The 26,407-nt window shown below is 65.9% G+C and carries 27 protein-coding genes and 1 other RNA gene; 20 read left to right on the top strand and 8 right to left on the bottom strand.

Translation table 11 applies throughout. From position 1 onward, the window contains the following. Positions 1 to 49 precede the first annotated feature (49 nt). Positions 50 to 1,219 carry an enolase C-terminal domain-like protein gene (locus tag PHA81_RS03385; protein ID WP_273835206.1) on the top strand — a complete coding sequence of 390 codons (1,170 nt, stop codon included), beginning with the start codon at positions 50 to 52 and terminating at the stop codon, positions 1,217 to 1,219. Between the two features lie 47 nt (positions 1,220 to 1,266). Here PHA81_RS03385 and PHA81_RS03390 read toward each other — a convergent pair whose 3' ends face one another. Next, complete coding sequence (locus PHA81_RS03390) at positions 1,267 to 2,244, bottom strand: laminin G (RefSeq protein WP_273835208.1); 978 nt, start codon at positions 2,242 to 2,244, stop codon at positions 1,267 to 1,269. Between the two features lie 112 nt (positions 2,245 to 2,356). On the opposite strand from PHA81_RS03390, the gene PHA81_RS03395 reads away from it, so the two are divergent. From PHA81_RS03395 to PHA81_RS03415, 5 genes are all read left to right on the top strand, one after another. Beyond that, positions 2,357 to 2,860 carry a CBS domain-containing protein gene (locus PHA81_RS03395; RefSeq protein ID WP_273835211.1) on the top strand — a complete coding sequence of 168 codons (504 nt, stop codon included), beginning with the start codon at positions 2,357 to 2,359 and terminating at the stop codon, positions 2,858 to 2,860. Positions 2,861 to 2,947: 87 nt separating this feature from the next. Continuing rightward, a complete protein-coding gene (locus tag PHA81_RS03400; protein ID WP_273835212.1) occupies positions 2,948 to 3,814 on the top strand; it encodes an MBL fold metallo-hydrolase in 867 nt (288 codons plus the stop codon). Positions 3,815 to 3,921: 107 nt separating this feature from the next. After that, the gene (locus PHA81_RS03405; RefSeq protein ID WP_005044325.1) at positions 3,922 to 4,716 is read left to right on the top strand and encodes a glucose 1-dehydrogenase; all 795 of its coding nucleotides are present in this window, start codon (positions 3,922 to 3,924) and stop codon (positions 4,714 to 4,716) included. A 75-nt stretch (positions 4,717 to 4,791) separates the two neighbouring features. Next, positions 4,792 to 5,889: an aminopeptidase gene (locus PHA81_RS03410; protein WP_273835215.1), complete on the top strand. Its 1,098-nt coding sequence runs from the start codon at positions 4,792 to 4,794 to the stop codon at positions 5,887 to 5,889. 156 nt (positions 5,890 to 6,045) lie between these two features. Then, positions 6,046 to 6,216 (top strand): hypothetical protein, encoded by a 171-nt coding sequence (locus PHA81_RS03415; RefSeq protein ID WP_005044328.1) that lies wholly within the window; start codon positions 6,046 to 6,048, stop codon positions 6,214 to 6,216. 22 nt (positions 6,217 to 6,238) lie between these two features. Here PHA81_RS03415 and PHA81_RS03420 read toward each other — a convergent pair whose 3' ends face one another. From PHA81_RS03420 to PHA81_RS03430, 3 genes are all read right to left on the bottom strand, one after another. After that, positions 6,239 to 7,270, bottom strand: a complete 1,032-nt coding sequence (locus PHA81_RS03420) for a matrixin family metalloprotease (protein WP_337958924.1) — start codon at positions 7,268 to 7,270, stop codon at positions 6,239 to 6,241. 497 nt (positions 7,271 to 7,767) lie between these two features. Beyond that, positions 7,768 to 8,225, bottom strand: an RNA gene (gene rnpB, locus PHA81_RS03425) — RNase P RNA component. A gap of 41 nt (positions 8,226 to 8,266) precedes the next feature. Further along, positions 8,267 to 9,421 (bottom strand): nicotinate phosphoribosyltransferase, encoded by a 1,155-nt coding sequence (locus PHA81_RS03430; RefSeq protein ID WP_273835217.1) that lies wholly within the window; start codon positions 9,419 to 9,421, stop codon positions 8,267 to 8,269. A 109-nt stretch (positions 9,422 to 9,530) separates the two neighbouring features. Between PHA81_RS03430 and PHA81_RS03435 the strand changes: the two genes are divergently transcribed. The 6 genes from PHA81_RS03435 to PHA81_RS03460 all read left to right on the top strand — a co-directional run bounded on the left by PHA81_RS03435 (position 9,531) and on the right by PHA81_RS03460 (position 16,381). Next, positions 9,531 to 10,226 (top strand): helix-turn-helix domain-containing protein, encoded by a 696-nt coding sequence (locus PHA81_RS03435; RefSeq protein ID WP_273835219.1) that lies wholly within the window; start codon positions 9,531 to 9,533, stop codon positions 10,224 to 10,226. Positions 10,227 to 10,376: 150 nt separating this feature from the next. Beyond that, positions 10,377 to 12,284 carry an ABC transporter substrate-binding protein gene (locus PHA81_RS03440; RefSeq protein ID WP_273835220.1) on the top strand — a complete coding sequence of 636 codons (1,908 nt, stop codon included), beginning with the start codon at positions 10,377 to 10,379 and terminating at the stop codon, positions 12,282 to 12,284. Continuing rightward, positions 12,277 to 12,402 carry a hypothetical protein gene (locus PHA81_RS03445; protein WP_273835221.1) on the top strand — a complete coding sequence of 42 codons (126 nt, stop codon included), beginning with the start codon at positions 12,277 to 12,279 and terminating at the stop codon, positions 12,400 to 12,402. The genes PHA81_RS03440 and PHA81_RS03445 overlap by 8 nt, the downstream gene beginning before the upstream one ends. Then, the gene (locus PHA81_RS03450) at positions 12,399 to 13,385 is read left to right on the top strand and encodes an ABC transporter permease (RefSeq protein WP_273835222.1); all 987 of its coding nucleotides are present in this window, start codon (positions 12,399 to 12,401) and stop codon (positions 13,383 to 13,385) included. The genes PHA81_RS03445 and PHA81_RS03450 overlap by 4 nt, the downstream gene beginning before the upstream one ends. Then, the gene (locus PHA81_RS03455) at positions 13,385 to 14,293 is read left to right on the top strand and encodes an ABC transporter permease (RefSeq protein ID WP_273835224.1); all 909 of its coding nucleotides are present in this window, start codon (positions 13,385 to 13,387) and stop codon (positions 14,291 to 14,293) included. Before PHA81_RS03450 ends, PHA81_RS03455 begins: the two co-directional genes overlap by 1 nt. A 3-nt stretch (positions 14,294 to 14,296) precedes the next feature. Next, a complete protein-coding gene (locus PHA81_RS03460; protein WP_273835226.1) occupies positions 14,297 to 16,381 on the top strand; it encodes an ABC transporter ATP-binding protein in 2,085 nt (694 codons plus the stop codon). 26 nt (positions 16,382 to 16,407) lie between these two features. On the opposite strand, the gene PHA81_RS03465 is transcribed toward PHA81_RS03460, so the two are convergent. Beyond that, a complete protein-coding gene (locus tag PHA81_RS03465; RefSeq protein WP_273835229.1) occupies positions 16,408 to 17,982 on the bottom strand; it encodes an Hvo_1808 family surface protein in 1,575 nt (524 codons plus the stop codon). A gap of 77 nt (positions 17,983 to 18,059) precedes the next feature. Between PHA81_RS03465 and PHA81_RS03470 the strand changes: the two genes are divergently transcribed. Further along, positions 18,060 to 18,632 carry an isochorismatase family cysteine hydrolase gene (locus PHA81_RS03470; protein ID WP_005044350.1) on the top strand — a complete coding sequence of 191 codons (573 nt, stop codon included), beginning with the start codon at positions 18,060 to 18,062 and terminating at the stop codon, positions 18,630 to 18,632. Between the two features lie 35 nt (positions 18,633 to 18,667). Here PHA81_RS03470 and PHA81_RS03475 read toward each other — a convergent pair whose 3' ends face one another. Next, entirely contained in the window at positions 18,668 to 19,126 is a 459-nt protein-coding gene (locus tag PHA81_RS03475; protein ID WP_273835233.1) for a PaaI family thioesterase, read from the bottom strand. A 94-nt stretch (positions 19,127 to 19,220) separates the two neighbouring features. Between PHA81_RS03475 and PHA81_RS03480 the strand changes: the two genes are divergently transcribed. Further along, entirely contained in the window at positions 19,221 to 19,709 is a 489-nt protein-coding gene (locus PHA81_RS03480) for a DUF4385 family protein (RefSeq protein ID WP_273835235.1), read from the top strand. Between the two features lie 261 nt (positions 19,710 to 19,970). On the opposite strand, the gene mvaD is transcribed toward PHA81_RS03480, so the two are convergent. Continuing rightward, positions 19,971 to 20,942, bottom strand: coding sequence for a phosphomevalonate decarboxylase MvaD (mvaD, locus tag PHA81_RS03485; protein ID WP_273835237.1), 972 nt, complete (start codon positions 20,940 to 20,942; stop codon positions 19,971 to 19,973). A gap of 333 nt (positions 20,943 to 21,275) precedes the next feature. Between mvaD and PHA81_RS03490 the strand changes: the two genes are divergently transcribed. Continuing rightward, the gene (locus PHA81_RS03490) at positions 21,276 to 21,905 is read left to right on the top strand and encodes a DJ-1/PfpI family protein (protein ID WP_273835239.1); all 630 of its coding nucleotides are present in this window, start codon (positions 21,276 to 21,278) and stop codon (positions 21,903 to 21,905) included. A 64-nt stretch (positions 21,906 to 21,969) separates the two neighbouring features. Then, the gene (gene nth, locus PHA81_RS03495) at positions 21,970 to 22,653 is read left to right on the top strand and encodes an endonuclease III (RefSeq protein ID WP_005044360.1); all 684 of its coding nucleotides are present in this window, start codon (positions 21,970 to 21,972) and stop codon (positions 22,651 to 22,653) included. A 208-nt stretch (positions 22,654 to 22,861) separates the two neighbouring features. Here the strand turns inward: nth and PHA81_RS03500 are convergent, their stop codons facing one another. Continuing rightward, positions 22,862 to 23,350, bottom strand: a complete 489-nt coding sequence (locus tag PHA81_RS03500; protein ID WP_005044362.1) for a hypothetical protein — start codon at positions 23,348 to 23,350, stop codon at positions 22,862 to 22,864. 92 nt (positions 23,351 to 23,442) lie between these two features. On the opposite strand from PHA81_RS03500, the gene PHA81_RS03505 reads away from it, so the two are divergent. Genes PHA81_RS03505 through PHA81_RS03520 form a run of 4 tightly spaced genes read left to right on the top strand, consistent with a single transcriptional unit; the run spans position 23,443 to position 26,407 of the window. Beyond that, the gene (locus tag PHA81_RS03505; protein WP_273835243.1) at positions 23,443 to 24,333 is read left to right on the top strand and encodes a hypothetical protein; all 891 of its coding nucleotides are present in this window, start codon (positions 23,443 to 23,445) and stop codon (positions 24,331 to 24,333) included. Positions 24,334 to 24,392: 59 nt separating this feature from the next. Next, positions 24,393 to 25,124 (top strand): plastocyanin/azurin family copper-binding protein, encoded by a 732-nt coding sequence (locus PHA81_RS03510; protein WP_273835244.1) that lies wholly within the window; start codon positions 24,393 to 24,395, stop codon positions 25,122 to 25,124. Then, positions 25,124 to 25,510, top strand: coding sequence for a hypothetical protein (locus tag PHA81_RS03515; protein ID WP_005044369.1), 387 nt, complete (start codon positions 25,124 to 25,126; stop codon positions 25,508 to 25,510). Before PHA81_RS03510 ends, PHA81_RS03515 begins: the two co-directional genes overlap by 1 nt. 3 nt (positions 25,511 to 25,513) lie before the next feature. Next, on the top strand, positions 25,514 to 26,407 hold the full coding sequence (locus PHA81_RS03520) for a ubiquinol-cytochrome c reductase iron-sulfur subunit (protein WP_273835246.1): 894 nt from the start codon (positions 25,514 to 25,516) through the stop codon (positions 26,405 to 26,407).

Consider the following 26,407-nt stretch of genomic DNA (forward strand, 5'->3'; position numbering starts at 1 on the left):
ACGGAGCGAGTGCCGGCCACTTTTTCACCCGGCGCGTCGAACCGCGGGCATGGCGCTCGAAATCACTCGGATCGAGACCATGGAGTTCGCCTACCCGCTCGAAGACGTCGGCTCGGACGAGGGGTTCAACCTCGCCTACGAGCCAGGCACGACGACCGAGCGGCGGCTGTTCGCAATCGAGATCCACACCGACGGCGATGTGACGGGGCGGTTCGTCGGCGGCAACTCGCCCGCGTTCGCCCAGATCCACGAGGTCGCCGACTACCTCATTGGGAAGGACCCGCTCCGCCGCGAGCGCCACTGGAGCGAGATGAAACGCGCGCTCCGAAAGTACGACCGGATGGGGATTGGACCTGTGGACATCGCGCTCTGGGACCTCGCGGGCAAACACTACGACGCGTCGATCAGTGAACTCCTCGGGCGCTACCGCGATCGTCTTCCTACGTATGCCTCGACATACCACGCCGACGACAACGGTGGGCTCGATTCGCCCGAGGCGTACGCGGAGTTCGCCATCGAATGCGCCGAAATGGGGTATGGGGGATTCAAGATCCACGGCTGGGGCGGCAGTGACGCGGCTCGGGACATCGACCGCGAGGTCGCCACCGTCCGCGCGGTCGGCGAGGGCGCACCCGACGAGATGGATCTGATGATCGATCCCGCCTGCGAGTACGAAACCTTTGCCGATGCACTGGAGGTCGGCCGCGCGTGCGACGAACAGGACTTCTTCTGGTACGAGGACCCGTTCCGCGACGGCGGCATCTCCCAGCAGGCCCACAAACGCCTCCGCCAGCGGATCGACACGCCGCTCCTCCAGACCGAGCACGTTCGGGGGCTCGAACCCCACGTCGATTTCATCGCGAGCGAGGCGACCGATTCGCTCCGAGCCGATCCGGAGTACGACGGGGGGATCACGGGCGCGATGAAGCTCGCCCACGCCGCCGAGGGGTTCGGGGCCGACGTCGAGATCCACTCGCCGGGTCCGGCCCAGCGCCACTGCATGGCCGCGATCCGCAACTCGAACTACTACGAGATGGCGCTGGTCCACCCCGACTGCGACAACACCGCGCCGCCGATCTACGAAGAGGGATACGACGACCAGCTCGACACCATCGACAGCGATGGGACCGTTCCCGTCCCCGATGGACCCGGACTGGGTGTCGACTACGACTGGTCATACATCATGGATCAGAAGAAGGGCGGCCGAACCTACGAGTAACGCGGCGTCGGTGGTCGGCGATCAGCAGCCAGGTGGGGCCCGACGCCTCACTTCGAATCGGAGTCGAGTGCGGTCGCCGGGCGGGAGTCACGCCGGCGAGCGACGAGTGCGGCGACACCGAACACGATGACCAGCAGGAGTCCGAAGACGAACGCCAGCGTGCTCAGGCTCAGATTCGATAGGATCCCACCACTCTCACCCGAGGCTCCGGTCGTGTTCGTCTCGTTTGCCGTGGTGCCGGGTGTCGTCGTCACACCGGTCGTGATCGTTTGCGGCGGCTCGGTCGTCGATTCCGTTGTCGTCGGCGTTTGAGTCGCCGTCGAAGTGGCTGTCGCGGTCGGTGTGGCCGTCTGCGTTGCTGTTGGCGTCGGTGTCGGCGTCGCGGTCGGTGTCGGCGTTGGCGTCGCGGTCGGTGTGGGTGTCGGCGTCGGTGTATCTGTTGGCGTCGGGGTTGGTGTAGGGGTCTGGGTCGTTGTCGGCGTCGGGGTTGGGGTTGGCGTAGGCGTTTCCGTCGTTGTAGTGGTCGTCGTTGTTGTGGTCGTGGTCGTCGGTGGCGTTTCCGAGAACGAGTCCAGATCGCGCTCCTCGCCGTTGACGAGAACGGTTACCGATCCACCAGTGACGCTGAACGACGTAACCTCTCCGGCGAACCGGAAGCTGTCCTCGCCGCCCTCAGCGGTTGAGCCGGTGGCTGTGTTGCCGGAGGCCTCGTCGGGGATCTCCGCGTCCTCGGTGTCCGCTCCGCTGCCTGGCTCGATCTGGTCGCTCACCGTGATGGTGTAGTTCGCCCGTTCGTCGCTGGTGCTTTGAACGGTGATCGTGTTCGACGGTTCGGACGACTGTGCGTAGCCCGATCCGAGCCGGACGGCGGTCGCCCCGGAACTGCTCGACTCGATCGGCGTGCTTGCATCCACCGAGGGCTGAACTCCACCGTAGTCGGCGGTCGGGGCCGCGACGGCCGGCATCGTCGTTACTGTGAGGACGCAGACTGCAACCAGGATCACCGACGAAACGGACGAAGACATCGTCTGCTTCGCAGTAGCGACGAACGGGTAAATAACCCTGCGGTCGTGACTCGCGGAATTCCGACCGATACGCATCGGAACAGTTAGCATCGTACGTGGAGTGGCTCCAGCCATGAGCCTTCGTGCTCGTGACATCATGACGACCGACGTGAAGACAGTGCGGCCGGACGAGGACGTGAGTGACGTCCTCACCCGGCTGGCTCGTGCGTCGTTCAACGGGTTCCCGGTCGTCGACGACGAGAACCACGTCGTCGGGATCGTCACGCAGGGCGATCTCGTCGATCTCTTCCAGCCGAGCGACCGCACGCTCTGGATCCCGATCGGGTTTCCGCCGTTCATCAGCTCGATCGACTACGCGGTCGATATCTCGTGGAACGATCTCGACGTCGGGATCGATCTCGCCAAACACGCCGGCAAACCCATCCGCAGCGTGATGACCGCGGACGTCGTGACCGTCATCCCCGACGACGATCTCGACCGAGTGCTCGAACTCCTCGCCGACGAGAACCGCGACATCAATCGTCTCCCCGTGATCGAGGACGAGCGACTCGTCGGGATCATCGCTCGCGAGGACCTCCTGCGGACGCTTCGAGACGAGCGCGAACTCGCGTCCTGATCCGCCGATTCGGGCGCTCGGTCACCTTCTCGTAACCCGTCCTTTCGGCCCACAGTATATTCCCGTGGAAGTCGAAGCCGGGGCAGTATGGTACACTCGACGTGGGGCGACTGGTTCGTGCGTGACGAGATCGAGGCCACGGAGCCGAACGGGCTCTCGGTGTGGTATCTCGGGTGTAATGGCTACGTCCTCCGGACCGCCGAAACCACCGTCTACCTCGACCCGTACTTCGGCGACGGGTCGCCACCCCGGACGATCCGGATGATCCCGATCCCGATCGATCCCACGGACGCGACGCTGTGCGACGCCGTCCTGGTCACGCACGAGCATATCGATCACATCCACCCACCCTCGTACGGCCCGCTCGTCGAGAACGGGACCGAGATCCACGCTCCGAGCGCGTCCTACGAGAGTCCCGACTACGACGGTGATCTGCGCGCGCCCGACGACAAGCGTTACACCGTCGAACCGGGCGACGAGTTCGCGGTCGGCGATCTCACGATCCACGTCCGGGGTGCGAACGATCCCGACGCCATCGAACCCGTGAGCTACGTCGTCGAACACGACTCTGGTACCTTTTTCGCTGCGGGCGACTCCCGGCCAGCCGATGCTTTCACCGATATCGCCGACGAGTTCGATCTCGATCTCGGCGTGCTCGCCTTTGGCTCCGTCGGCAACATCGTCCACACCGAGGACGATCCCACCGAAGCCCGTCCAACCGAGTGGTACAACGACGGCGACCAGGTCGCGACCGCCGCGAACCAGCTCGAACTCGACAGGCTCGCACCCGTCCACTGGGACATGTGGCACGGCGTCGGTGCCGATCCGGACGCCATCGCCGACCACGTCGCCTCCTCTCGGTATCCGAACGTCGTCGAGACCGTCCGGATAGGCGACCGACTCGATGTCAGCGAGCCGGGTGTCGTCCAGCTTCGGGATGTCCGGAACCACTGAGCGTCGCGCCGGCCTGGCCCCACCGTGAGGATCCGCTTCCTCCGTGACGACGTGGCTTTCCATCGACGGCGGGTGTATTAAGCCAGTGGCGACCGAGCCCACCGAGCATGGGCACTGCGAGCTTCGATTTCAGCGACGAGACCGTGATCGTCACCGGAGGCAGCGCCGGGATCGGCCGCGCGATCGCGCTCGGCTTCGGCGAGGCGGGCGCGACGGTCGTCAATGCCGACGTACGCGAAGACCCCAAGATGGAGGGCGAGGACACCCCGACTCACGAGAAGATCGAGGAGATGGGCAGCACCGGCGAGTACGTCGAGACCGACGTGTCCCAACCCGACGAGATCGAATCCGTGGTCGAAGCGGCCCGCGAGTTCGGCGGCGTCGACGTGATGATGAACAACGCCGCCGCCCAGCGATCGGGCGCGTTCCTCGATGTCGATCAGGACACCTTCGATCTGCTCCACGACACCAACGTCCGGGGGTACTTCTTCGGCACACAGGCCGCCGCACAGGACATGATCGACCGCGGCGAGCCGGGCTGTATCGTCAACACCGCCTCGATCTCCTCGGAGGTCGCCCAGCACGACCAGGTCCAGTACGACTCCACGAAGGGCGCGATCAAGATGATCACCAAAGGGACGGCGCTCGAACTCGCCGAGCACGACATCCGGGTGAACGCGGTCGCGCCGGGTCAGATCGCCACCGAGTTCACCGAGGGCTGGTCGGAGGAAGCCCAGCAGGCCGCTGGCGAGGGTGGCGAGGGATTCATCAAGCCCGTCCCGCTGGGCCGGGTCGGCCATCCCGACGACATCGCGGGCGCGGCGCAGTTCCTCGCGAGCGACGACGCGTCGTACATCACCGGCGACATGGTGTTCGTCGACGGCGGCTGGACGGCGATCTGACTTCAGCCGGCCCGTCAAAGCGCGATCGATCCGACCGACCACGGGGATTTTGTCAGCGCCGCGCGACCTCCGGACATGGACGATCGAATCCACGAACACGCCGACGTGCTGGTCGATTGGAGCGCGCGGATCGAGTCCGGCGACGATGTCGTCGTGAGCGTCTCGGAGGGGGCCCACGATCTCGCGGTCGCGGTCGCCGAGAAGATCGGTGATCGAGGCGCGAATCTCGTGACGACCTACGGCTCCAGCGAGATGAATCGCGCGTACCTCAACGCGCATGACGGCGAGTTCGACGACGACCCCGGCCACGAGCTTGCGCTGTTCGAGAACGCGGATGTGGTGCTCTCCCTCGGCGGCGGTCGGAACACGGCGGCCCAAACCGACGTGTCGGGCGAGGTGCGCGGCGCGTACTCGAAGGCCCACGAACAGACACGTGAGGCGTACATGGACACCGACTGGGTTTCTACTGTGCATCCGACTCGATCGCTCGCCCAGCAGGCTGGGATGAGCTACGAGGCGTATCAGGAGTTCGTCTACGACGCCGTGCTCCGTGACTGGGAGTCACTCGCTACGGAGATGAGCGAGATGAAGAAACTTCTCGACGCGGGCAGCGAGGTCCGCATTCGGGGCGAAGACACCGATCTCACGATGTCGATCGAGGGCCGAACCGCCGTGAACTCCACCGCATCGGTCGCCGACGACAGCCACAACCTTCCGAGCGGCGAGGTGTTCACCGCGCCGCACGCTACCGCGGGCGAGGTCCGGTTCGACGTGCCGATGACGATTCGTGGGACACGCGTCGAGGACGTGTGGCTCGAATTCGACGACGGCGCGGTGATCGACTACGACGCAGCACGCAACCCCGAAGTGATCGGAGAACTCCTCGATACCGACGAGGGCGCGCGCCGACTCGGCGAGCTCGGAATCGGGATGAACCGTGGCATCGACCGCCCTACCGACAACATCCTGTTCGACGAGAAGATGGCCGAAACCGTCCACCTCGCGCTCGGCCGCGCCTACGACGCCTGTCTGCCCGACGACGAGACTGGCAACGACAGCGCGATCCACACCGACCTGATCACCGACGTGAGTGACGACTCGTCACTCGCCATCGACGGCGAAATCGTCCAGCGCGACGGCCATTTCCGGTGGGAAGACGGGTTCGAGAGATAGCCGATATCGGGTCCGGCGATCGGTGCGAACGCTTGGTAGATCGTTATCGAAGGCGGCGAGCGATCGAGAGGGTGTCGGCTGAGACTGCTCTGCGAGCACTCTTGGAGAAAGTATTTAACCGTTGTGGCCGATTCGACGAGGAGGAGCAGCCGTCGGATGAGCTATCTCGATCGACTCAGGCGACGCGTGGGTGAGCCCGACCGCGACGACGCGGAGTACGAGTGCACCGGCTGTGGAGCGGGATTCGACAGACGCCGGCAGGTGTGTCCGGAGTGTGGGGGCTACTCGATCAGGCGACGCGAGTGGCGCTCGGCAGTGATTCGGTGAGTTTGGCTCCGAGAGCGTTCGGTCACTCCCACCAGTCGCTTCTGCGTTCTTCGTCGCTCGTCGACTTCCGGAGCGCTGGCGGGTATGCCGCCCCGTCGCCGGGTTCGAAACCGAATCCGAGCGCGAGGTGGCGCGCGACGTGCCACCCGGTTGCGTCGGTGTCGACATCGGAGAGAGCGACGTCGACGCGGGTGTAGCGTTCGATCGCACCGTCGCCGTCGGGATCGGTGCCGTAGACCGAGCCACACGATCCCGACCCGTCCCCGCAGGGCGGACCGTCCTGGAAGTAGATCACGACATCGGCGTTTTCGAACGACGAGACGCGCTCGAAGGAGACGTTGTCGGGGACTCGACCCGCCGCGCCGTGGTCGTAGTAGTCGAGTGCGTGGTCGATCTGCTCGCGGACCGCAGCGCGCTCGTCGGCCGGAACGGCGTCGAGATCGGCGAACACCGCGAGCGTCGAGTCGGCCCACGGGAGCACGCGCTCGCTCGCGTTGGGTTCGGGCAGCATCGTGAGCGATGCCCGCGATCGCATCAGCTGTGTCGGCTCGTCGCTGTGATCCAGCCCGAGGGTATGGCCGAGTTCGTGTTTGAGCACCTGGGTGGTCGATTCGTTCGAGAGATCGTCGAGGATGCGAACGTCGACCGTGTCGGCGGCCTGGGGCGGACTGGTGATCCGTGGTGCACAGCCCGCGGCCGTTTCGACCTCGCCACAGCGGTCGAGCGATCGCTGGAACGTCACCCGGAGGTCGGGATCGGTCGCGTTCGGCGCGAGCGTGAAGTTCACGCCGAAGTCGAGGTAGCGGTCGTCGTTGCGTTCCCAGTACGAAAGCGCCTCGTGCACCAGCGGGTCGAACGGCCGATCGGTCTCGCCCGGATCGACCGCGACGGTCAGCTCGTCGTCGGGGTAGGGGTTGTCGGGATCACCCGCGTAGCCGGCGAGTTCGTCGGGGAGCGCGCCGCCCGCACAGCCCGCGAGAACGACGAGACACACCACCGCGAGCGCGCGAGCGATCCCGGCCATCATCGAGACGTGGCGCGACGCGGGTATCATGTTTGCGGCGTGGTCGCGGCTGTGGCAGCGGTGCGGTGGCGGTGTTGCAGTGGCGGTGCGGCGCGGTCGCGGTGCTGTCCTGGTGGATGAAGGGCGAGGCCCGCAGAACGGGCCGAGGGCTTCGGCGGTGCTGTGCGGGGCGGATGTGGGGTCTGTCCGTGCGAGCGAAGCGAGCGCGGTTCACCGCGAGTGAGCGCGAAGTCGTCCGAAACGGCGATAGCGAGGCGCTACGCGCCTCGAACCGTTGGCGCGGCTTCGCCGCGCCAAGAAGCCGTTTCGTGATGCCGAAAATCGCTCCGCGATTTTCGGGCCACGCGAACGAGCGGGTGTTTTTCATGTCCTCGTGAGCAGCGTGGGATCGAAGGTCCCACGGGCCGTTCGCGCGGCTTCGCCGCGCGAAGACGAAGCGAACGAGGGCTCGGAGCGGCGTAGCCGCTCCGGTGAACGTTTTTGCAAGTGGGGGTCGCCGCAGGCGACCCTCCGCAGTAAAAAGGTTCGGCTGGGGAGGAGTAAGCCCCCTTCTGTTCGTCCCGGCATTCGGCTGAGCGTCCGCACCCCTGCCGGGCTACCGTGCGGCTCGCGCCGCGTGGTGCGGACTTGCACCGGTGAGGATTCGCCGTTCCATCGATCCTCGCCCGTCGACGCTCGGTGGGTCGACTCCCCGTCGCTTCGTCGGCCGAGTGGCCGTTTCGCTCAGGGTTCGCACGCTCGCAGGCCGGCTCGCGGGCGGTGCCCGCTCGCTCGTTCCGGGGCGCGATGCGCCCCGTGCCGCGAACGCCGAGGAGGCGGCGAAACCGCCTCCCGCACCTCATCGCTCGGGGCGAGACGTGTCGTTGCTGTTCCAGTGCCGACGGTCTCCCGTCCCGGGGTTTCCCCGGTCACCTGCCCGGCGGTGGGGGGACTTTCCTCGCTTCGCGTGGCGGACCACGCGCGCGGTGGCCAGGCTCTCCCTGCCGATCGACGCTACGTCGTCGATCGATAAAGATGGTTCGAAAATCAGGGCGTCGCGTCGAAGTCGACTCGATCCGCGTCCTCGCGGGCACGGTCGGTCGCTACGTCGAGATCGAACTCTCGCACTACCTCTCCGTCGCGAATCAGCGGTTTCAACAGTGCATCGCCCTCAGCCGGGCCCTCACGATCGGCGAGTGCGACTTCGTGGCCGCCCTCCGCTGTGCGATAGACCTGTTTCTTCCCCGAGAGCTTGCCTCGTTTTGCGGCGGGTTCGCCGTCGACTGCGACGATGTCGAGCGCGAAATCGACTGGATCGGCGTTCGAAACGTAGCCACCGACGCCGAAGCCGGTGGCGACGTCGCGGAGTTCCCGGAGATCGGCGGGACCGAGGCCGCCGCTCACGAACAGGTCGACGTCCTCGCGGCCGCGGGCGTCGAGCTCCCAGCGCACCTCGCGCAGGATGTGGCGGATGTCGCCCCGTCGTGAACTCGTGGTGTCGATCCGGACGCTGTCGAGGCGGTCGTCGAGCGCGTCGGCCGCCCGGAGCACCTCGTCGACCTCGTCGGAGTACGTGTCACACAGCGCGATCCGGGGGACGGACTCGGCGACGGCGTCGTCGAACGCCCGCCACGCCACCTCCTGGTTGCCCTCACCGAAGCAGATCACGAGCGCGTGAGGCATCGTGCCGCTGGCATCCCGACCGAGTAGCTCGCCAGCGGCCACGTGAGAGAACCCGTCGAACCCGCCGAGCAGCGCGCTGCGTTCGACTACTGCCGCGATCGACGGATGGACGTGGCGAGCTCCGAAACTCACGATCATCGACTCCGGGGCCGCCCGGCGCGCGCGAAGCGCGTTGGTCGCCATCCCCGACGCCTGAGAGAGAAACCCCAAAAGAGCGGTTTCGAGCCGTGCGAAGTCGAGATACGGACCCTCGATCCGCATGACGGGGCCGCCGTCGAACAGTTGGCCTTCGGCAAGCGCGTCGACGTCGATGTTCCGGCCGTCGAACAGCTGTGCGGCGTCCTCGATCCCGGCGAAGGCCTCGAACGCGCCCGTGGGGAACTGATCGGCCGTCACCTCGGCCGTGACGTGCGGGTTCCGGTCGGCGTGTTCGAGGGTCTCGACCGTGCGCTCGAAGTAGGCGTCGGTCGCCCCACCCTCGCGGATGGTCTCGGGCGGAACGATGTCGAAGGCGGCCATGAACGACCAATCCGGCGGCCGGGCAAAAGCGTAGTGTTGCGGAGGGAGGGGAGACTCCATGTCGAGATCCGTAGGGCTAAGTGTGGATGGTGGATGCAACGGGTAGGAGGTGTCTGCCATCCTCACGATCGAGTTCGAGACCGAACCCACCGGGACGCTCGCGAAGCTCGCCCCCGCGATCGGTACCGACGGGAGCATCGAACTCGACAACGCGTTCTACGTCGAGGACGGAATGTGGCTCGAATCGCTGACGCTAGCCGCGACATCGACGATCGATCTCGATGCCGAGATCGACGCGGTCCCCGGCGTGTCGCTGTTTCACAGCGAGGCGATGCCGAACGGACCGACCGGCATCGACCACCGCCGCGCCATCGTGTTCGCGAACGAACCGTACCCGTTCCTCCTCGAACTCGTGTTGCGCCACCGGGCGATCCCCAACCGTGTCGTGCTCCAGAACGGCACGGCGACGGTGATCGCCACGGTCGGCGAGTGGGACGACTTCCGCGCGATCGCCGACGACGTCGAGGCAAAGCTCGGCCGATTTGACGTGATCCGGGTCAACGAAACCAACCGCCCGGGCGAACCCCTCGACAGCGGACGGCTGTCGGATGTCCTACTCTCGAAGCTCACCGACGACCAGCTCAACGTCCTCGAAACCGCCTACTCGATGGGCTATTTCGCCGTTCCCCGTGACGCCTCGGCCCAGGCGGTCGCCGACGAGCTCGGGATCCAGCAGTCGACGTTCAGCGAGCGGATCCGTACCGCCGAGCGGGCGTTCCTCGAACTGGTCTTTTCCCCTCGATGAGCGGTCGCTGGCTGGCCGGGATGGGTTGTTGGCTAGTCGGTGTGGATCGGACGGCTCGATCCGTCCCGATCGACGACCATACTTAAAGAACGATGATGTTCACCGCCGTTCGTGAACATCGACTTGGAGATACCCCCGCTACGAGTGGCCATGGCAGATGATGGCAGACGAACCGATTCGCCGACCACGACCCGCCGCGGGTGGCTCGCAATCGCCGCGGGAGCCACACTCGGGACGGCCGGATGTCTCGGCGGCGGCTCCGGCAGATCGGACCGCGAGACGCGCGTCCCGTCGGGTGTTTCGGCGACGGTCGAGACCAAGTACTGGCACGACTGGCCGACAATCGAGGCCGACGCGCCGCCGATGGAGTACACCGCGCATGCGGGGGCGGCGCTCGATCCCGTCACCCTCGAGTTCTCGACGGAGGACGACCCGTGGATGCGCGAGCACGCGTTCACGGTCCAGCGTGCGTTCACCGAGCTCGGGATTCCCACGACGCTCAACAACCGCCCGCTGAACCAGCTCTACGCACAGAGCTGGACCACGGCCGGGCTCGAAAACATGGTCTCGATGAGCACCCACGGGCCGGACCCCCAGCGCGGGCTCGATCCCAACCCGCTGATGATGCGCCGGTACAAGTCGAGCGCGTCGAACTACGACAACTACTGGCACCCGGAACTCAACGAGATTCTCGACGAACAACGCCGTCAGACGGGCGACCGTGAGGCACGAAAGCGACTCGTCGACCGGGCACAGAAGATCTTCGCCCAGGACGCCGGCGCGCTCATCACGCTGATCCCGGACGTCATCACGGCCGCCAACGAGCGGAAGTGGAACGGGTACGTGTCGACGCCGGGCAACGGACCCACCGGCGACGCCTTTCAGTGGACCGAGGTCAACCTCCAGCCCACGGCCGGCGATCGGTCGTTCGTGAAGGGGACGACCATCTCGATGAACTCGCTGAACCTGCCGTGGGCGGCCGGCGGTGCGGAGTCGAAGCGACTCACCTACATCTACGACGGGCTGTTCGACGCGTCGCCACAGCTCGACGTGATCCCCGCGCTCGCGACGAGCGCGGAGTTCGTCGACGACACCACCGTCGAGATGTCGCTCCGAGAGGGCGTTACGTGGCACGACGGGGAACCGTTCACCGCCGAGGACGTGAAGTTCACCGTCGATTTCTATACCCAGAACTCCTCGACGAGCCAGGCACCCTTTTACGAACCCATCGACTCCGTCGAAGTTCTCGACGACCACGCGGTGCGGTTCACCCTCAAGCGGCCGGACGCGGCGTTTCTGACCCAGCGGGTGGTCCGGAGCGCGATCATCCCGAAACACCACTGGCAGGACGTCGACAGCCCGACCCAGTACAGCCCCGCGAACCCGATCGGCACCGGCCCCTTCGAGTTCGAAAGCTGGTCTCAGAGCAGCAAGTTCGTGGTGAGTCGCAGCGACGGCCACTGGATGTGGGACGACGAGTGGCGCGCCGAGCATCTCGGCGACGCCGCGGCCGCCGGTCCGGGGATCGACCGCGTGATCTGGGTCAACGTCGGGAACATCAACGCGCTGATCGGCGGGATCCAGAGCGGCGACATCGACGCGATCGCCGGCCGGCTGTCGAGCCAGCAGGCCGAACGTGCCGCGGGGTCCACCAGCGTCGAGAAGAAAGTCGCCGACAACTTCGCGCCGCTGGATACGAAGCTCATGTTCTCCGCACCGCTGATCCGCGACAAGGAGTTCCGGATCGCGCTCGCGAAGGCCGTCGACAAAAAGGGGTTCGTGAAGCAGGTCCTCCAGGGCCGCGCGACCGTTCCGCCCGGCGAGAACTTCATTTCGGACATCATGCAGTGGCACAACCCCGACACTCACGACTACGCGCACGACACTGAGGCGGCACGATCGATCCTCGAACGCGCCGGCTACACGTGGGACGACAACGGCAACCTCCAGTTCCCGAACGGGCCCGCGTGGGGCGCGTTCGTCGAACGGGTACAGAACGGCAACTGCCACCGGCGGCGGGACGCCCTCGGACAACGGAACTTCGCCACCGATGACTGAGAACGCATTCGCTGGAGGCGTCACCGCCGACGGCTCCGCGCACGACGCGATCACCACCGAGCAGTACCAACTCGTCGAACAGCATTGGACGATCGTCGCCCGGGAGGTGGGAACGTGAGCCAGTTCCAGCGCTTCCTCGCGAAGCGGATCGGGATCTCGGTGGTGCTCACGCTGGTCGCCGTCTCGGTGATCTTCTTTACGCTCCGGCTGCTGCCGGGCAGTCCGTTCACGCAGCTGGTGGCGTCGGGCAACCTCACCGAACAGCAGATTCAGGAGATCATGCGGCTCTACGGACTGAACAGGCCGCTCGGCGAGCAGTATCTCGCCTACCTCCGGAACCTGCTCACGTTCCAGTTCGGCTTCTCGATCCGCCAGAGCCGGCCGGTCTGGGCCATCCTCGGGCCGAAGCTGCTCAACACGCTGGTGTTGCTCGTCCCGGCGCTGGTCTGCACCGCCGTCTTGAGCACGGTGCTCGGGATGGTCGCGGGCTGGAATCGTGGCTCGTGGCTCGAAACCGGCAGCATCGTCGCGACCACGTTCTTCCGGTCGACGCCGGTGTTCATCACCGCGCTCGGGTTCATCATCGTGTTCGCGTACACCCTCGATCTCGTGCCGGCGTTCGGGATGCGTGACATCACCGTCACCCCGAGCGGGGTCGGAGCGTACTTCTCGCTCGATTTCCTCCATCACTACCTCCTGCCGTTCACGGTGGCGGTGCTCTACTACAGCGGCGACTTCCTGCTGCTCGCCCGCAACGGCATCGTCGAGCGGAAAGGATCGGCGTTCCTCAAACTCCACCGCGCGAAGGGCCTCTCCGAGACCGAACAGCTCTGGCGCGCCGGGCGGAACTCGCTGCTGCCCGTACTGACGTACTTCGCGCTCCGGCTCGGGATGGTGTTTCAGGGTCTCATCCTGCTCGAAGTGGTGTTCGGCTGGCCCGGCATCGGCCGCCAGCTCGTCACCTCGATCGCTCAGCAGGACTACCCCGTGGTGCAGGCCGCGGTGTTCCTGATGGCGCTCGCGGTCATCATCATGAACCTCGTGGCCGACGTGCTCTCGGCGTACTTCGATCCCACCGTTTCAATGGGAGGTGGGAGCTGATGTCCGTCGAGTTCTCGCGGCCGACCGGCGACTGGCTGCGGACGAAGGTCGGTCAGGCCCGCGATCAGCTCCGATTCATCGCCGATGACCGTCCGGCGCTCGTGAGCATGGTGATCCTCGCGGGCTTCCTGTTCCTCGGCGTGTTCGGCCCACTGATCGCCCCGCACGACCCGATCCGCTACAGCGTGCTCTCGGCGGAGGGGGTCATCATGCGGCTGCATCCGCCGACGCTCGCGGCCCCGTTCGGTACGACCGCCTACGGCAAGGACGTGCTGAGCCAGTTCCTCGCTGGGGCCCAGCCGACCCTGATCGTGGGGCTGTTCGGTGGGGTGGCGACCGGTGGGATCGGCTTCCTCGTCGGGCTGGTCAGCGGCTACTACGGCGGCTGGGTCGACGAGATCCTGATGCGGCTCACCGACCTTACGTTCTCGCTGCCGTTCATGCCGATGGCACTGCTGTTGCTCACCTTCATCCAGCCCAACATCTGGATCATCACGCTGATCGTCGCGGCGTTCCTCTGGAAGATGCCCGCCCGGGTCGTGCGCTCGGAGGTGCTCTCGGTCCGCGAGCGGACGTTCGTGAAATCTGCACGTGCGAGCGGTGCGAGCGACCTCCGGACGATGTTCGTCCACGTCGCGCCGAACGTCCTGCCGATCGGCTTCCTCTACACGGCGTACGGCGTCGCGTGGTCGATCGCGGCCCAGGCCAGCCTCGCGTTCCTCGGCTTCGGCGATCCCACCACGACGAGCTGGGGCCGGATGCTCAGGCAGCTGTTCGCCTCCGGAAGCATCCGGGTCGCGTGGTGGTGGGTGCTCCCGCCAGCGCTCGGGATCGCCGCAGTCACGACATCGGTGTTCCTCGTGGGACGTGCCTATGAGGAAGTCATCAACCCCGAAATCAACGGATAATCAATGAGTTTGCTCGAAGTCGAAGACCTGACGGTCACGTACGGTACCGACGACGGCCGCGTTCACGCCGTCAACGGCGTCTCCTTCGCGATCGAGGAGGGGATCAACTACGGCCTCGCCGGCGAGAGCGGCTCCGGCAAGTCCACCGCCGCCGAAGCCGTTCTTGGATTGCTGCCCGGCAACGGCCGGATCGACGCCGGGTCGGTGCGGTTCAAGGGTGAGGACCTCCTGGAAATGGCCGCCGACGAGCGCCAGGACGTCCTCTGGGAGGAGATCGCGTACATCCCCCAGAGCGCGATGGACGCGCTCGATCCGTCGATGAGCTGCGGCGCGCAGATCCGCCAGGCGATCAGCAAACATCGAAACGTCTCGACCGCGAACGCGCGCGATCGGGTGCGCGAGCTGTTCGAGATGGTCGGCCTCGATCCCGATCGGGCCGACGACTACCCCCACGAGTTCTCGGGCGGAATGCGCCAGCGTGTCACCATCGCGATGGCGCTCGCGCTCGAACCCGACCTGATCGTGGCCGACGAGCCCACCACGGGCCTCGACGTCATCGTTCAGGACAAGATCGTCGACACCATCCTCGACATCCAGGAGCGCATCGACAGCTCGCTCCTGCTCATCACCCACGAGATCGGCGTCATCGCCGAGACCTGTGAGGAGCTCTCCTTGCTCTACGGCGGGAAGGTGATGGAACAGGGCAGCGTCGACAACGTCCTCCTGAACCCCACCAACCCGTACACGATGGGGCTGAAGAACTCCTTCCCCGAGGTCGACGACCTCGGCGACGATCCGGTGGCGATCCCGGGATCACCGCCCGATCTCGGCCAGCCACCCGAGGGCTGTGCGTTCGTCGACCGGTGTCCGTTCGCCACCGAGGAGTGCGAGCGCACGCACCCGCCGTTGGTCGATCTCCCGAACCGGAACCACCGCTCGGCGTGCCACCACGTCGACGAAGCTGCACAGATGCGCAACGCGGCGGGCGATCCCGAAACGTGGGGTATCGAGCTGGCTGACGACGAACACGAGGACGAAGAGAGCGAGGAGATCCTGCGTGTCGATGGGCTGGAGAAGTGGTACGGCACGTCCCAGCCGCTGCTCGACCAGATCCGCGGCGAGGAGCCGCCACAGGTGAAAGCCGTCGACGGGGTCTCCTTTTCGGTGCAGCGCTCGGAGATCCTCGGCGTCGCTGGCGAGAGCGGCTGCGGGAAGTCGACCCTCGGCGAGACGATCTCGTTGCTCGAAGACCCGACCGGCGGCCAGATCGTCTTCGACGGCAAAACCGCCGCAGAGTACAAAAGCGGCGGGATGAAGGAGTTCCGCCGGAAGCTCCAGGTCGTCTTCCAGGACCCCTTCGACTCGCTCAACCCGCGTCAGACCGTCGGCCAGCTCGTGACCGAGCCGCTGACGATCCACGGCCTCGCCGAGGGGCGGCGCGAGGAAGCCGCGAGCGAGACGCTCGAACGGGTCGGGCTGACCCCGGCCGACGCCTTCCTCGATCAGTACCCACACGAGCTGTCGGGCGGCCAGCGCCAGCGGGTCGCGATCGCGCGGGCGCTGGTGGTCGATCCCGACTTCCTCGTCTGCGACGAGCCCGCGTCGATGCTCGACGTCTCGCTCAAGGTCAACCTCCTCACCCTGCTGCGCGATCTCGCCGACGAGGACGACATCGGGATCATCTACATCTCCCACGACCTCGCGAGCCTCGCGCAGGTCACCGACCGGCTCGCGATCATGTATCTCGGCCGGCTGGTCGAACTCGGAGCGACCGACGAGATCATCTCGAACCCGAAACATCCCTACAGCGCGGCGTTGCTCGCGGCCTCGCCCGAGAAGGACCCCTCAGCCGACCGGGATCGCGTGCTGCTCGACGGCGAGCCGCCGGACCCGGTCGATCTCCCCTCTGGTTGTGTGTTCGCCCCGCGCTGCCCGAAAGCGAGCGAGGAGTGCTGGGAGGCTGAGCCGGCGCTCGATGAAGCTGGTAGCGACGATCACACGGCGGCGTGTTACTTCCCGGTCGAGGGTGCGCTCGACACCGATTTCGACGCATTCGACGCGCCCTCGGAGGAGTCGTACTCGGACTGACAGAGAGCCGATGGTTCCGGGCTGTTCTAGCTGGCGTCCCCGTCGTGGACCGCGTCGAGGTCCTCGACCGTCGGGGCGTTGACGATCGTCACGGTGTTGCCTTCTTGGCGGATCGAGAACGCGTCGGCGAACGGTGATTCTTCGTCAACTCGCCAGACGTTGCCGGTGTCGCTGGTGGGTTGGCCGCCCCAGTGAGCGAGGAGCTGCTCGTAGCCCGCCACGAACTCGCGGGCTTCGGCCGGCGAGTCCCACGCCAGTTTCCAGACGTAGCCCGTCCGGTTTTGCTGCTGGTAGACGACCATCTTGTCGCCGTCCCAGCCGTCGGTGTAGTTGAGCCCGTAGTTGAACGGGTCGGTTTGGTTGACGCCGCCGATCCCGCCGTTGAGGAACTCGCGGGGCGAGACGGTCGAAGAGCGGTTGTAGTCGTCGTAGAGGGTGTACGCGAACATCGCCGTGAGTCCCGATTGACCGAGCACGGCGTAGTCGGGCTGCCCCGGACGGTCGAGCGCGACGCGCGACCACTCATCGGCACTCGTCTCGCTGATCGAGACGTTCGTGGGGGCGTCCTCGCCGTATTTTTCGGGATGGATCACCTGCTCGGTGCTCGCGGGCAGGTCGTCGTAGAGCGCGTTCACGCCCTCCCAGCCGTCTTGCTGGTAGATTGCGTCGACGAAGCCCGGGCCGTCGGCGTACGGGAAGAAGCTGAGGATGTACACCCCGAGATGGAGGTTCCCACCGGCTGCACTGCCGTTGCCGGCGCTCTCCGAGTCGATGTCGGGACATTCCCATTCGTCACCGCAGCGGTCGTCGTACTGGCGCTGGACGTAGTTGGCATCGCCCTCGATGAGGCCGTTCCGGGCGTTGTACGCCTCCCGAGTCCCCGGATTACTCGACGTGAGATCGAACTGCTGGTCCTGAAGCGCGTGCACCAGCTCGTGGGCGAGCGTCGAGCGGTTGAGTCGCGGCGTCTCGGACGACGAGACCACCACGATGGAGTCCTGGGTCGGGCTGTAGTACCCGAGGACGTTCTGGCCGCGGTTCGACTGCTGGACCGCGAGCGAGTTCTCGTCCTCGCCGATCAGGAACAGTCCCTCGAACTTCGTGTTGTCGAACGTCCGAAACGCCGGTGCGGCGTCGCCGCCTCCGCTGCTCGGTCGCTGCTGGAACTCCTCGCGCGAGATCACCTCGACCGGCACCGTTCGGTTGAACTCGAGCTGCCGAACACGCTCTAACCGCGCCATCGTGCGGTTGACGACCGCTCGACGTTCGGTCGCGTTGAGTCCGTCCTCGCCCACGACCGGCACCGACTCGTTGTACCAGACGCCGTTCTCCCAGCCGAGTACGTCCTCGGCGGGATCGTCGATGCTCTGCACCGCCTGTTGGCTGCTCTCGGTGGCTGAGTCGTTACCGGTCGTCCCGTCGGTTTCGCTGGCCGTTCCGGTCGCGGCGTCGGTCGCCGGCGTAGTGGTCGCGTCGCCGGACGTGGGTGACGCCTCCGGCGAGGTGTCGTTGCCGGCCGATTCGTTGCCGGCGGTGAAGGGCACGCTACAGCCGGCGAGAACCACGAGAACGGCGAACAACAGGGCGGCGAGCTGTCGCATATTCGGGTGACGGAGGCGACGGACAAAAAGGACCCGCCCGGAGAAACTGACTTCCGGAAACCGGTCTTGTACTACGCATGAAGTTCGATCCCGACCGAACCGCCGTCGTGGTGGTCGACATGCAAAACGGGTTCTGTCATCCCGAGGGCAGCCTCTACGCACCGGGGAGCGAGGGGGTCGTCGATCCGATCGCGGACCTGCTCGACGATGCGCGCGACGCCGGCGCGAGTGTCGTCTTCACGCGCGATGTCCACCCTCCTGAGCAGTTCGACGACACCCACTACTACGACGAGTTCGATCGCTGGGGTGAGCACGTCGTCGAGGGGTCGTGGGAGACCGAAATCGTCGATGGGCTCGACGTCAGGGACGAGGATCACGTGGTCGCAAAACACACCTATGACGCTTTCTACGAGACCGAGCTGGAGGGGTGGCTCGATGCCCACGGGATCGACGATCTCGTGCTCTGTGGCACGCTCGCCAACGTCTGCGTGCTTCACACCGCCGGCAGCGCTGGCCTGCGCGACTTCCGGCCCGTCCTCCTCGATGAGGCGATCGGCTACATCGAGGAAGACCACCACGAGTACGCGCTCGATCACGCCGACTGGCTGTTTGGCGAAGTCACGAAGCGCGCGGATGTCACGTTCGAATAGCAGTGGTTTCGATCGAACACCACGCACTCCCCGAGTCAGCGCCGAAACAGCCGATAGGCACCCTGTCCCGTGGCGACCGCTTTCGTCTCGCCGTCGGGAGCCTCGCTCTCGACCGTCACGGTGGAAACACCGACGCTCGACCCCGCACGGATCACGTCGGCGGTCGCGGTGAGGTCGCCGGCAGCGGGTCGGAGATAGTTGACGTTGAGGTTGATCGTCGCCACGCCGTCTTCCATCGGGTCGTCGAGGGCAGGCCGGAGCGCGATCCCGCCGGCGGTGTCGATCAGCGTCGCGGCGATCCCGCCGTGGATGTTCGCGGTCGCGTTGCCGTCGCCGTTCGGCCGCGTGTTCGTGAGCTTCTCGTCGAACGGGATCGTCATCACGAGCCGATCGTGTTCCATCGACTCGACCTGCGTTCCGAGCCACGACAGATAGCCGTGGTCGTCGATGTATGCTTGGAGAAAAGCGGCCGCGTCGTCCGTCTCGTCGATCATGGAGCCACCGCGAGCGCCAGCGGTTAGTAGCCACCGGTGCGTGAGACGTTACGGCAGGCAACAGCGTGAGGGTGGGGCGGCCACAACGAACGTCGTGAGCGACGACCCCGAGTACGACCTCGACTTCCGCGCCCATCCAGAAAGGCACGAGATCGGTCGCGGCGAGAAAGGGGTGTTCAAGATCGAACCCTACAAGAGCGAACTCCTCGGGCTGTGGGGGTACACGGACCGCGAGGCTGCCGACGAGTCGGGAGAGGCCATCTACGAGCGGTATCTGAAATACCGGGCGGCCGGCGAGTTCCCAGGGATGGACATGGCACGAAAGTATCTCCAGATGGGGTACACCCGAGCGATGCGCTATGCGAGGTATCCCGGTGGGCAGAAGTACGTCGATAGCGAGGCGCAACGCGCCTCGGATGGCGAGCGGGCGAAGCCCGCGAGCAGCGGCGAGAAGCGCGAGCGCGAACACTGGGCCGCCCACGACAATCGTGAGGCCGCACTCGTCTACGAGGTCTGGTGGAACCGAGTCGAGAACGACGACGAGTACCAACGGCTGAAAGCACAGCATCGAGAACACGACTGACTCGGTATTGTCGAGAGTGACGTGAAGTTGGCTAGAATCTGCCTCTTGATGCGACAAATCGATGGAAAACTGGTGTGTGCTCCGAAACGCCTCACAGTTACCCGAGACAACTGAGAACTGCAGGCCACTCCCTCCCCAGCCGACTCCCTCGTTCGCATCACTCGGTCATCCCTCGCGCGGTGTTGCGCGCCGACAAGCGGCGCGCAGCACGCGCCAACCGCAACCACTCAGCACCGCCAACCCCACTCGAATCGCGTGAGGTCAGAACAGCGCTTCGGACTCGTCGAGCACGCGCGCGGGACCGCCGACCTCCCAGACGCGGGTGTCGACACCGCAGTCGGCGATGCGCTCCTCGACGCGCTCGACGTGCTCGGCCGTAGTGTTGATGTAGACGCTCGCGCCCGTGTCTGTCGAGAAGTAGACCGGAACGCCCGATTCCCGCAGCTCGCGGACCGTGGCGAAGATTTCGAGGGTTTCGGGCTGCCAGTAGACCCAGCCGGCGGGGCCGGTCATCGTGGTCGCGGCAAGCGAGAGCGAGTCGTGTTCGGCGAGTTCGAAGGTGCGGTCGAAATCGCCTGCCCGGAGCGCGTCGCGCATCTCGGCGAGCTGGCCGTGGATGTGAGCGAGTCGCGCCTCGAACATGTGGCTATCGGCGGCTTCACGGTGGGCTTCCTCGGTTTCCTTGTACGCGGGCACGAGCGCCGCCACGATCCGGAGATCGTCTTCGAGGTCGCTCTCGATACGCTCCGAGCGACAGTCGATGTCGTTGCGCCCCGTGTGGAGGTCCGAGAACCCGCCCGTGACCGCCCGCGCCGACGACGCCGAGCCACGCCGCGCGACCGTCGAGATTTCGGGCAGGGTGAGATCGAGCCCTGCCGCCGTCGTCAGGGCCATCGCCGCTGCCGCGAAGCCCGACGACGACGAGCCGAAGCCCACGTTCGTCGGGAAATTGCTCTCGCTCTCGAAGCGTACGGGAGCCTCGACGTCCGCGAGTTCACGCACGCGCGAGACGACGCTCTCGATGCGCTCGCGCCCCCGCCCCTCCACGGTCTCGTCGTCGACGACGTACCGATCCTCTTCGAGCGAGTCGTCGAACGCCACCGTGGTGGTGGTGTTGCTCGGTGCGGTGCAGACGCTGATCGAGTCGTGGTACGGCAGCCGGAGCTCGTCGTCGACCATGCCGTGGTACTTGACGAGTCCCTGGATCGGATGCGCGCGCGCGGTGGCTTTCATACCGTGCGAAGCGGCCGACACGCGAATAAACGTCCCGAAACCGCGCTCTCCACTGAAGGGTGCTGTCGGTAACGAGCCCGCTTTTTGTTGGAGGCGGTGGCGCGCGGGAGTGCGCGAAGCGCACGACTCGCGCGAGGGATGAGCGAGTGAGCAAAGCGAACGAGCGAATCGGTTGGGGAGGGTGTGGCTCGCGGTTCTCATTTGCATCGTGATTCGTCATAGGCGAGTCGACCATCGGCACCGAACTTCGTTCCGAAGTGGCGTTCGAACCCACCAAGCCAGAAGCGTGTCGAGCGACTCAATCCTTTTCTCTTGAGCCACCGATTCGATGGTATGAGATCGACACACCCGATCGAATCAATCGCAATCGTCCTCTACGAGGGGTTCGACGAACTCGACGCGATCGGCCCGTACGAGGTGTTCGAAAACGCCGCCGAAGCGGGGGCCGATCTCGATGTCGGACTCTGCACCCTCGAACCCACGAATCGAGTGACCGCGAGTCACGGGCTCGTCGTCGAACCCGACGGCGCGCTCGACGATCTTGCTGACGACCCCGACCTCGTCGTGGTTCCCGGCGGCGGGTGGACGGATGGGGCGAAGCATGGCGCGCGAGCCGCGGTCGAACGGGGCGACCTTCCGGACGCGATCGCGGCACGACACCGCAACGGCGCGAGCGTCGCGTCGGTCTGCACCGGCGGGATGATCCTCGCCGCGGCCGGCGTCCTCGACGGCCGACCGGCGACCACCCACCACGGGGCGATCAACGAGCTCCGCGAAACGGCAGCGAACGTGGTCGACGCGAGAGTGGTTGACGACGGCGACGTCCTCACTGCCGGCGGCGTCACCTCGGGACTCGATCTCGCGCTGTGGCTCGTCGAACGGGATTTCGGGGCCGATACTGCTGAGACGGTCGCCCGCGAGATGGAGTACGAGCGACGCGACGAGGTGTATCGAGCCAACTGAGTATTCAGTACGCGGTGTCGACGGAACCGAACGCCTCAAACCACGCTCGGTCGGATGCGTCCGCATGGGAACGCCGCTCGATTCGCGCGAGGCACAGGCCACGGAAGTCATCGATCGCCTCGCGACCGAGTACCCCGACACGACGATCTCGCTCGATTTCTCGACCCGGTTCGAACTCCTCGTCGCGGTGATCCTCTCGGCGCAGTGTACCGACGAGCGGGTAAACAAGACGACTGCCGACCTGTTCGAAACCTACCCGTCGCCGGAAGCGTTCGCGAACGCGCCCCAAGAAGAACTCGCCGAAGCCCTGAACTCGATCACCTACTACAACAACAAGGCGAGCTACATCCGCGAGTCGGCCCAACTCGTCGTCGAGGAGCACGATGGCGAGGTTCCGGACACGATGGCCGCGCTCACCGACCTCCCTGGTGTGGGGCGCAAGACCGCGAACGTCGTGCTCCAGCACGCACACGATGTCGTCGAGGGGATCGTCGTCGACACCCACGTCCAGCGGATCACCCGGCGGCTCGGGCTCACCGACGAGGAACGACCCGAGAAAATCGAGAGCGATCTGATGGGGTTCGTGCCCGAGGACCGCTGGCAGGCGTTCACCCATCTGTTCATCAGCCACGGTCGGGCGACCTGCACCGCACGAAACCCCGACTGTGCCGACTGCACGCTCGAAGACGTCTGTCCCTCGTCGAAGCGCGACTCTGCCGTCGATCTCGCCAGCGACGAGGCGTGGTGACCGACGGCCGCCGGACGATCGTTTGTTTCGAACGATTCCGTACCGTTTCGACCGAAAACGGATGAACGGCCGGCGGGGGTTTTTGTGGAGTATCCCGAAGCGATGGCTGCAGCCAGCCCCGGGCTGCACTGCTGCGCGTGGCATCACCGATCGGTCCCGAACTGATCCTGGCTCGGGACCGATCGGTTTTCGTTCGACGAGACCCGATTCAGGCCAGATAGCGGAGCGCGTACCGGGCGATCCCCACGACGTACGCCAGCAGCCAGAAGATCACGTAGCCGAACACGCCGATCCGGAGTCGGCTCCGCCAGTGATCCATCCGATCGGAGCCGATCTCGTCGAGGAGCACGTCCTCGTCGTAGTCGTGATACAGGTTGTGCCGACGTTTCGCGCGAAAGATCCTGACGATCCCCGTGAAACCGAAGGCGAGCATGGCGTACGCCTGGAGCCCAAGAAAGGCGTGAAGCGCCGACGCACCGCCCAACTGCTGGAACAGCCGGGGGAGCATCCATACCAGCAGAGGGATCGTGGTGAGCGCGAGCCCGGTGACGATGAACTTGAGGTGGTAGGTCAGCACGCTCCACGTCACGTTCTCGGTGTCGATCATGATCCACGCCCCGTAGAGAAAGCAGGGAAAGCTCGCCGTGACCAGCGCCGCGACGATCGTCGCCACCGCCGCGTCGGCCAGTCCGAACATGGCCGAACTCGCTGTCCTGGGCGCTAAAGACTGCCGAAACCCGCTCGCGGGCGGTCGGAAAGCCTAACCCGGCCCGTGGCGTAGATAGAGCAATGGCCGATCCTCGATCCTCGTCGTCGAACGACGACGGGACCGCGGATGCGAGCGACCGCCCAGCGGACCGAGCGGACGCTACGGACGACGAGACGGACGAACTCCGTCGACAGGTCGAGGAAACCTACGATTTCGAGGAGTTCGGGCCGCGGGACATGGCCGAAATGAGCCCTGAGGAGTGGGACGCCGCCTTCGACGAGGAGGCGTGGATCACGGGCACGGAGCTCCTCGACCGTGTCGAGGCCGATCTGCTGAGTCGGATCGCCGGCCGTGAGGTGTTCGCCCGGATCGAGCGCGTCGACGACGGACTGCTCGCGTACTCCGACCAGGGGTACGCCCACGTCGCTCCCGACGGCAGCGTCGAGGGCCGAGGAACCGTATTGCGCGACGTCAAACCCACGGTTGCGCTCTGTTCGATGGACGACTACGACGTGCCGGAGCCCCCCGACGGCGACCCGCTACCCGACCCCGCGACGGTGCCGGAAGGGGGCGGCGAACTCGGTAACTGGATGCTGCAAGCCGTCGCCGCCGCCCAGCTTCTCGTCGGTCTCGGACTGATCGGCGCGTATCTCGTGCTCTCGGGTCTCAGTACGATCGCCGCGCCCGTGATCGGCCTGCTGTTCGTGCTGTTCTCGTTGGTGCTCTTCCTTCAGGTGGCGAACGCACGGCTCTCCGATAAGTTCCGGGCGGAGGAGTACCGCGACCGGTTGCGGGCGGTCGGCGTCGGCTCGGGCGAGCGTCCCGACGTCCTGCCGGAGAAATATCGTGACGTCGATCGGGAACAGCCGGCCGGCGAGATCGCGAACGCCGACACCGAGGGTCGGGACTCCGGAACGTCCGAACAGGGGAGCGACGCGCGCGATGCCGAGGACTCTCGCCCGTCGGCATAGTGGCCACGGGCCCCGCATTCGGTGGACTTATGCGAAGCCAGACCCGAGTGCGGACACACATGAACAGGCGGGATTTTCTGCTGGCGACAAGTGTCGCGGCCGGCGGCACAGCCGCCAGCGGGGCGGCCGCCGCACAGCAGGGCAACGCCTCCGGTGGCGGCAACGAAACCGGGGGCGGCAACGCCACTGGCGGCAATCAAAGCGCCGGTGGAAACCAGAGTGGCGGTAACGCGACCGGTGGCAACGCAACCGGTGGGAACGCGACCGGTGGCAACGCGACCGGTGGGAACGCGACCGGTGGAAACCAGAGCGCAGGTGGCGGTGGTGGTGGTGGCAGCACGACAACAGTCGAGGTCGGGACAGGTTCGGGAACCTCCTTCGGTCCCGAGGAAGCCACCATCGCACCCGGCAGCACCATCGTCTGGGAGTGGACCGGCGAGGGTGGCGCACACAACGTCGTCGCCGACGACGGCGCGTTCAACAGCGGAAGCCCGGAGGAAGGCAGCGGAATCACCTTCCAGCACACCTTTCAGGAGGCCGGCGAGTTCACCTATCACTGTGCTCCCCACGAGGCCGTCGGGATGGTCGGGACGATCGTCGTTCAGGAGGGCGGCGCGAGCAGTGGTGGCGGTGGCGGCGAGGAGGAAGTCGACCCCGAGGAGATGGGCGTGGCGTTCCAGGCGCATTTCGTCGGGATCGCCACCCTGCTGATGATGGTCCTCTCGTTGATCTATAGCTTCTTCACGCTGAAGTACGGTGAATCGCCGAACGCGAAGGGAGGGAACAACTGATGAGCTCCTCCGGAAGCACATACGGCGACATCCACCGGTACGAGCCGGCCCGCGAGAGCACCGCAGCAGCGATCGCGATCGTCCTTCTGACGGTGGTCGAAGTGGTGTTCGTCGGGCTGTTCGCCTACGGCCTCGTCAGTGGCTGGGGGACGGACGAGCTCGGCAACATGTATCTCGGCGCGGCGCTCGCGATCGTGTTCGTGGATCTCGCCTTCATTCTCATGCTCTACCGCAAGGAGTTCCTGCCGGACGTGATGATCGTCAAAAAGCGCCGCCGGAAGTGGGAGGATCTCTATATCCGCGAGGAACAGCAGACGGGGACGAGCGCCACCGACGGCGCGTGGGACTCCGTGAAACGTGCAGTCTACCCCTACTACAAGCGATAAACCATGCCAGAGAACGAAGACCGATACCCAGCCGAATCGGGACGGAGACGGTTCGTGAAGGGCGTCGTCGGTGCCTCGGCGCTCGGTGCGACCGGGATTTCGACCGCGCTCGCGACCAACCTCACCACCACCTCCTCGGGGGCCGGTGGCGGGGCAGTCCAGTACTACGGCATCGAGAACACCGACGGGCCGGCTCCACGTGGACTGCCACAGATCCCCATCGAAGTCACCGGCAACGGAGAGATCAAAGGGATCTGGCCCGAAGTGAAGACGGAGACGGTCAACAACGAGGAGGTCCAGCTCGCTGAGATGCAGCTCGGTGGCACCACCTACTCCAGCGAGTGGTTCCAGTACTGTGGCGTCCAGACGTACCCCGGCATCCGACCTGGTGCCGACCAGAGCAACTTCCTCCGATCGGGCCCCCAGCCGAGCTTCGAGTGGCAGAGCGAGCTCAGCCCCGGAGACAAGCTCACCGTCGACATGTTCGACGACTACGAGACGTGGGGTAACGATGTCGGCACGGCCGGCATCGGTAAGCCCGCATCGGCGACATGGCGCTCGCAGGACCTCTCGCCACAGGAGACGGTTCCGGTACAGGTGATGCGGAGCACGCGGATCGAGGAGCTCGCTCAGAACGCGAGCGATCCCGCGATCCGGGAGTGGCTGCAAGCGAGCACGTCACAGGGGTTCATCGCGTGGCTCAACAAGTGTACCCACTTCTGTTGTGTCCCCGGGTTCAAACAGACCGCCGACTTCGGCGCGGCGGACGCGGTGTACTGTCCGTGCCACCAGTCGGTGTACGATCCGTTCAGCATCGTTGAACGGCAGTTCACGTCGCTGCCGCGGCCCGAGGACACCGGCAGCAGTAGTGAGTCGGGCTCCGGCGGTGGTGAGTAA

The sequence above is a fragment of the Halococcus sp. PRR34 genome (assembly GCF_028617175.1).
GTDB classification, from domain to species: Archaea; Halobacteriota; Halobacteria; order Halobacteriales; family Halococcaceae; genus Halococcus; species Halococcus salifodinae.

What these genes read in the sequence shown, in the direction of transcription:
- PHA81_RS03385 (WP_273835206.1), top strand. Translation starts at nt 50, where the DNA reads ATGGCGCTCGAAATCACTCGGATCGAGACCATGGAGTTCGCCTACCCG.
- PHA81_RS03390 (WP_273835208.1), bottom strand. Translation starts at nt 2,244, where the DNA reads ATGTCTTCGTCCGTTTCGTCGGTGATCCTGGTTGCAGTCTGCGTCCTC.
- PHA81_RS03395 (WP_273835211.1), top strand. Translation starts at nt 2,357, where the DNA reads ATGAGCCTTCGTGCTCGTGACATCATGACGACCGACGTGAAGACAGTG.
- PHA81_RS03400 (WP_273835212.1), top strand. Translation starts at nt 2,948, where the DNA reads ATGGTACACTCGACGTGGGGCGACTGGTTCGTGCGTGACGAGATCGAG.
- PHA81_RS03405 (WP_005044325.1), top strand. Translation starts at nt 3,922, where the DNA reads ATGGGCACTGCGAGCTTCGATTTCAGCGACGAGACCGTGATCGTCACC.
- PHA81_RS03410 (WP_273835215.1), top strand. Translation starts at nt 4,792, where the DNA reads ATGGACGATCGAATCCACGAACACGCCGACGTGCTGGTCGATTGGAGC.
- PHA81_RS03415 (WP_005044328.1), top strand. Translation starts at nt 6,046, where the DNA reads ATGAGCTATCTCGATCGACTCAGGCGACGCGTGGGTGAGCCCGACCGC.
- PHA81_RS03420 (WP_337958924.1), bottom strand. Translation starts at nt 7,270, where the DNA reads ATGATACCCGCGTCGCGCCACGTCTCGATGATGGCCGGGATCGCTCGC.
- PHA81_RS03430 (WP_273835217.1), bottom strand. Translation starts at nt 9,421, where the DNA reads ATGGCCGCCTTCGACATCGTTCCGCCCGAGACCATCCGCGAGGGTGGG.
- PHA81_RS03440 (WP_273835220.1), top strand. Translation starts at nt 10,377, where the DNA reads ATGGCAGATGATGGCAGACGAACCGATTCGCCGACCACGACCCGCCGC.
- PHA81_RS03445 (WP_273835221.1), top strand. Translation starts at nt 12,277, where the DNA reads ATGACTGAGAACGCATTCGCTGGAGGCGTCACCGCCGACGGCTCCGCG.
- PHA81_RS03455 (WP_273835224.1), top strand. Translation starts at nt 13,385, where the DNA reads ATGTCCGTCGAGTTCTCGCGGCCGACCGGCGACTGGCTGCGGACGAAG.
- PHA81_RS03460 (WP_273835226.1), top strand. Translation starts at nt 14,297, where the DNA reads ATGAGTTTGCTCGAAGTCGAAGACCTGACGGTCACGTACGGTACCGAC.
- PHA81_RS03465 (WP_273835229.1), bottom strand. Translation starts at nt 17,982, where the DNA reads ATGCGACAGCTCGCCGCCCTGTTGTTCGCCGTTCTCGTGGTTCTCGCC.
- PHA81_RS03470 (WP_005044350.1), top strand. Translation starts at nt 18,060, where the DNA reads ATGAAGTTCGATCCCGACCGAACCGCCGTCGTGGTGGTCGACATGCAA.
- PHA81_RS03475 (WP_273835233.1), bottom strand. Translation starts at nt 19,126, where the DNA reads ATGATCGACGAGACGGACGACGCGGCCGCTTTTCTCCAAGCATACATC.
- mvaD (WP_273835237.1), bottom strand. Translation starts at nt 20,942, where the DNA reads ATGAAAGCCACCGCGCGCGCGCATCCGATCCAGGGACTCGTCAAGTAC.
- PHA81_RS03490 (WP_273835239.1), top strand. Translation starts at nt 21,276, where the DNA reads ATGAGATCGACACACCCGATCGAATCAATCGCAATCGTCCTCTACGAG.
- nth (WP_005044360.1), top strand. Translation starts at nt 21,970, where the DNA reads ATGGGAACGCCGCTCGATTCGCGCGAGGCACAGGCCACGGAAGTCATC.
- PHA81_RS03500 (WP_005044362.1), bottom strand. Translation starts at nt 23,350, where the DNA reads ATGTTCGGACTGGCCGACGCGGCGGTGGCGACGATCGTCGCGGCGCTG.
- PHA81_RS03505 (WP_273835243.1), top strand. Translation starts at nt 23,443, where the DNA reads ATGGCCGATCCTCGATCCTCGTCGTCGAACGACGACGGGACCGCGGAT.
- PHA81_RS03510 (WP_273835244.1), top strand. Translation starts at nt 24,393, where the DNA reads ATGAACAGGCGGGATTTTCTGCTGGCGACAAGTGTCGCGGCCGGCGGC.
- PHA81_RS03515 (WP_005044369.1), top strand. Translation starts at nt 25,124, where the DNA reads ATGAGCTCCTCCGGAAGCACATACGGCGACATCCACCGGTACGAGCCG.
- PHA81_RS03520 (WP_273835246.1), top strand. Translation starts at nt 25,514, where the DNA reads ATGCCAGAGAACGAAGACCGATACCCAGCCGAATCGGGACGGAGACGG.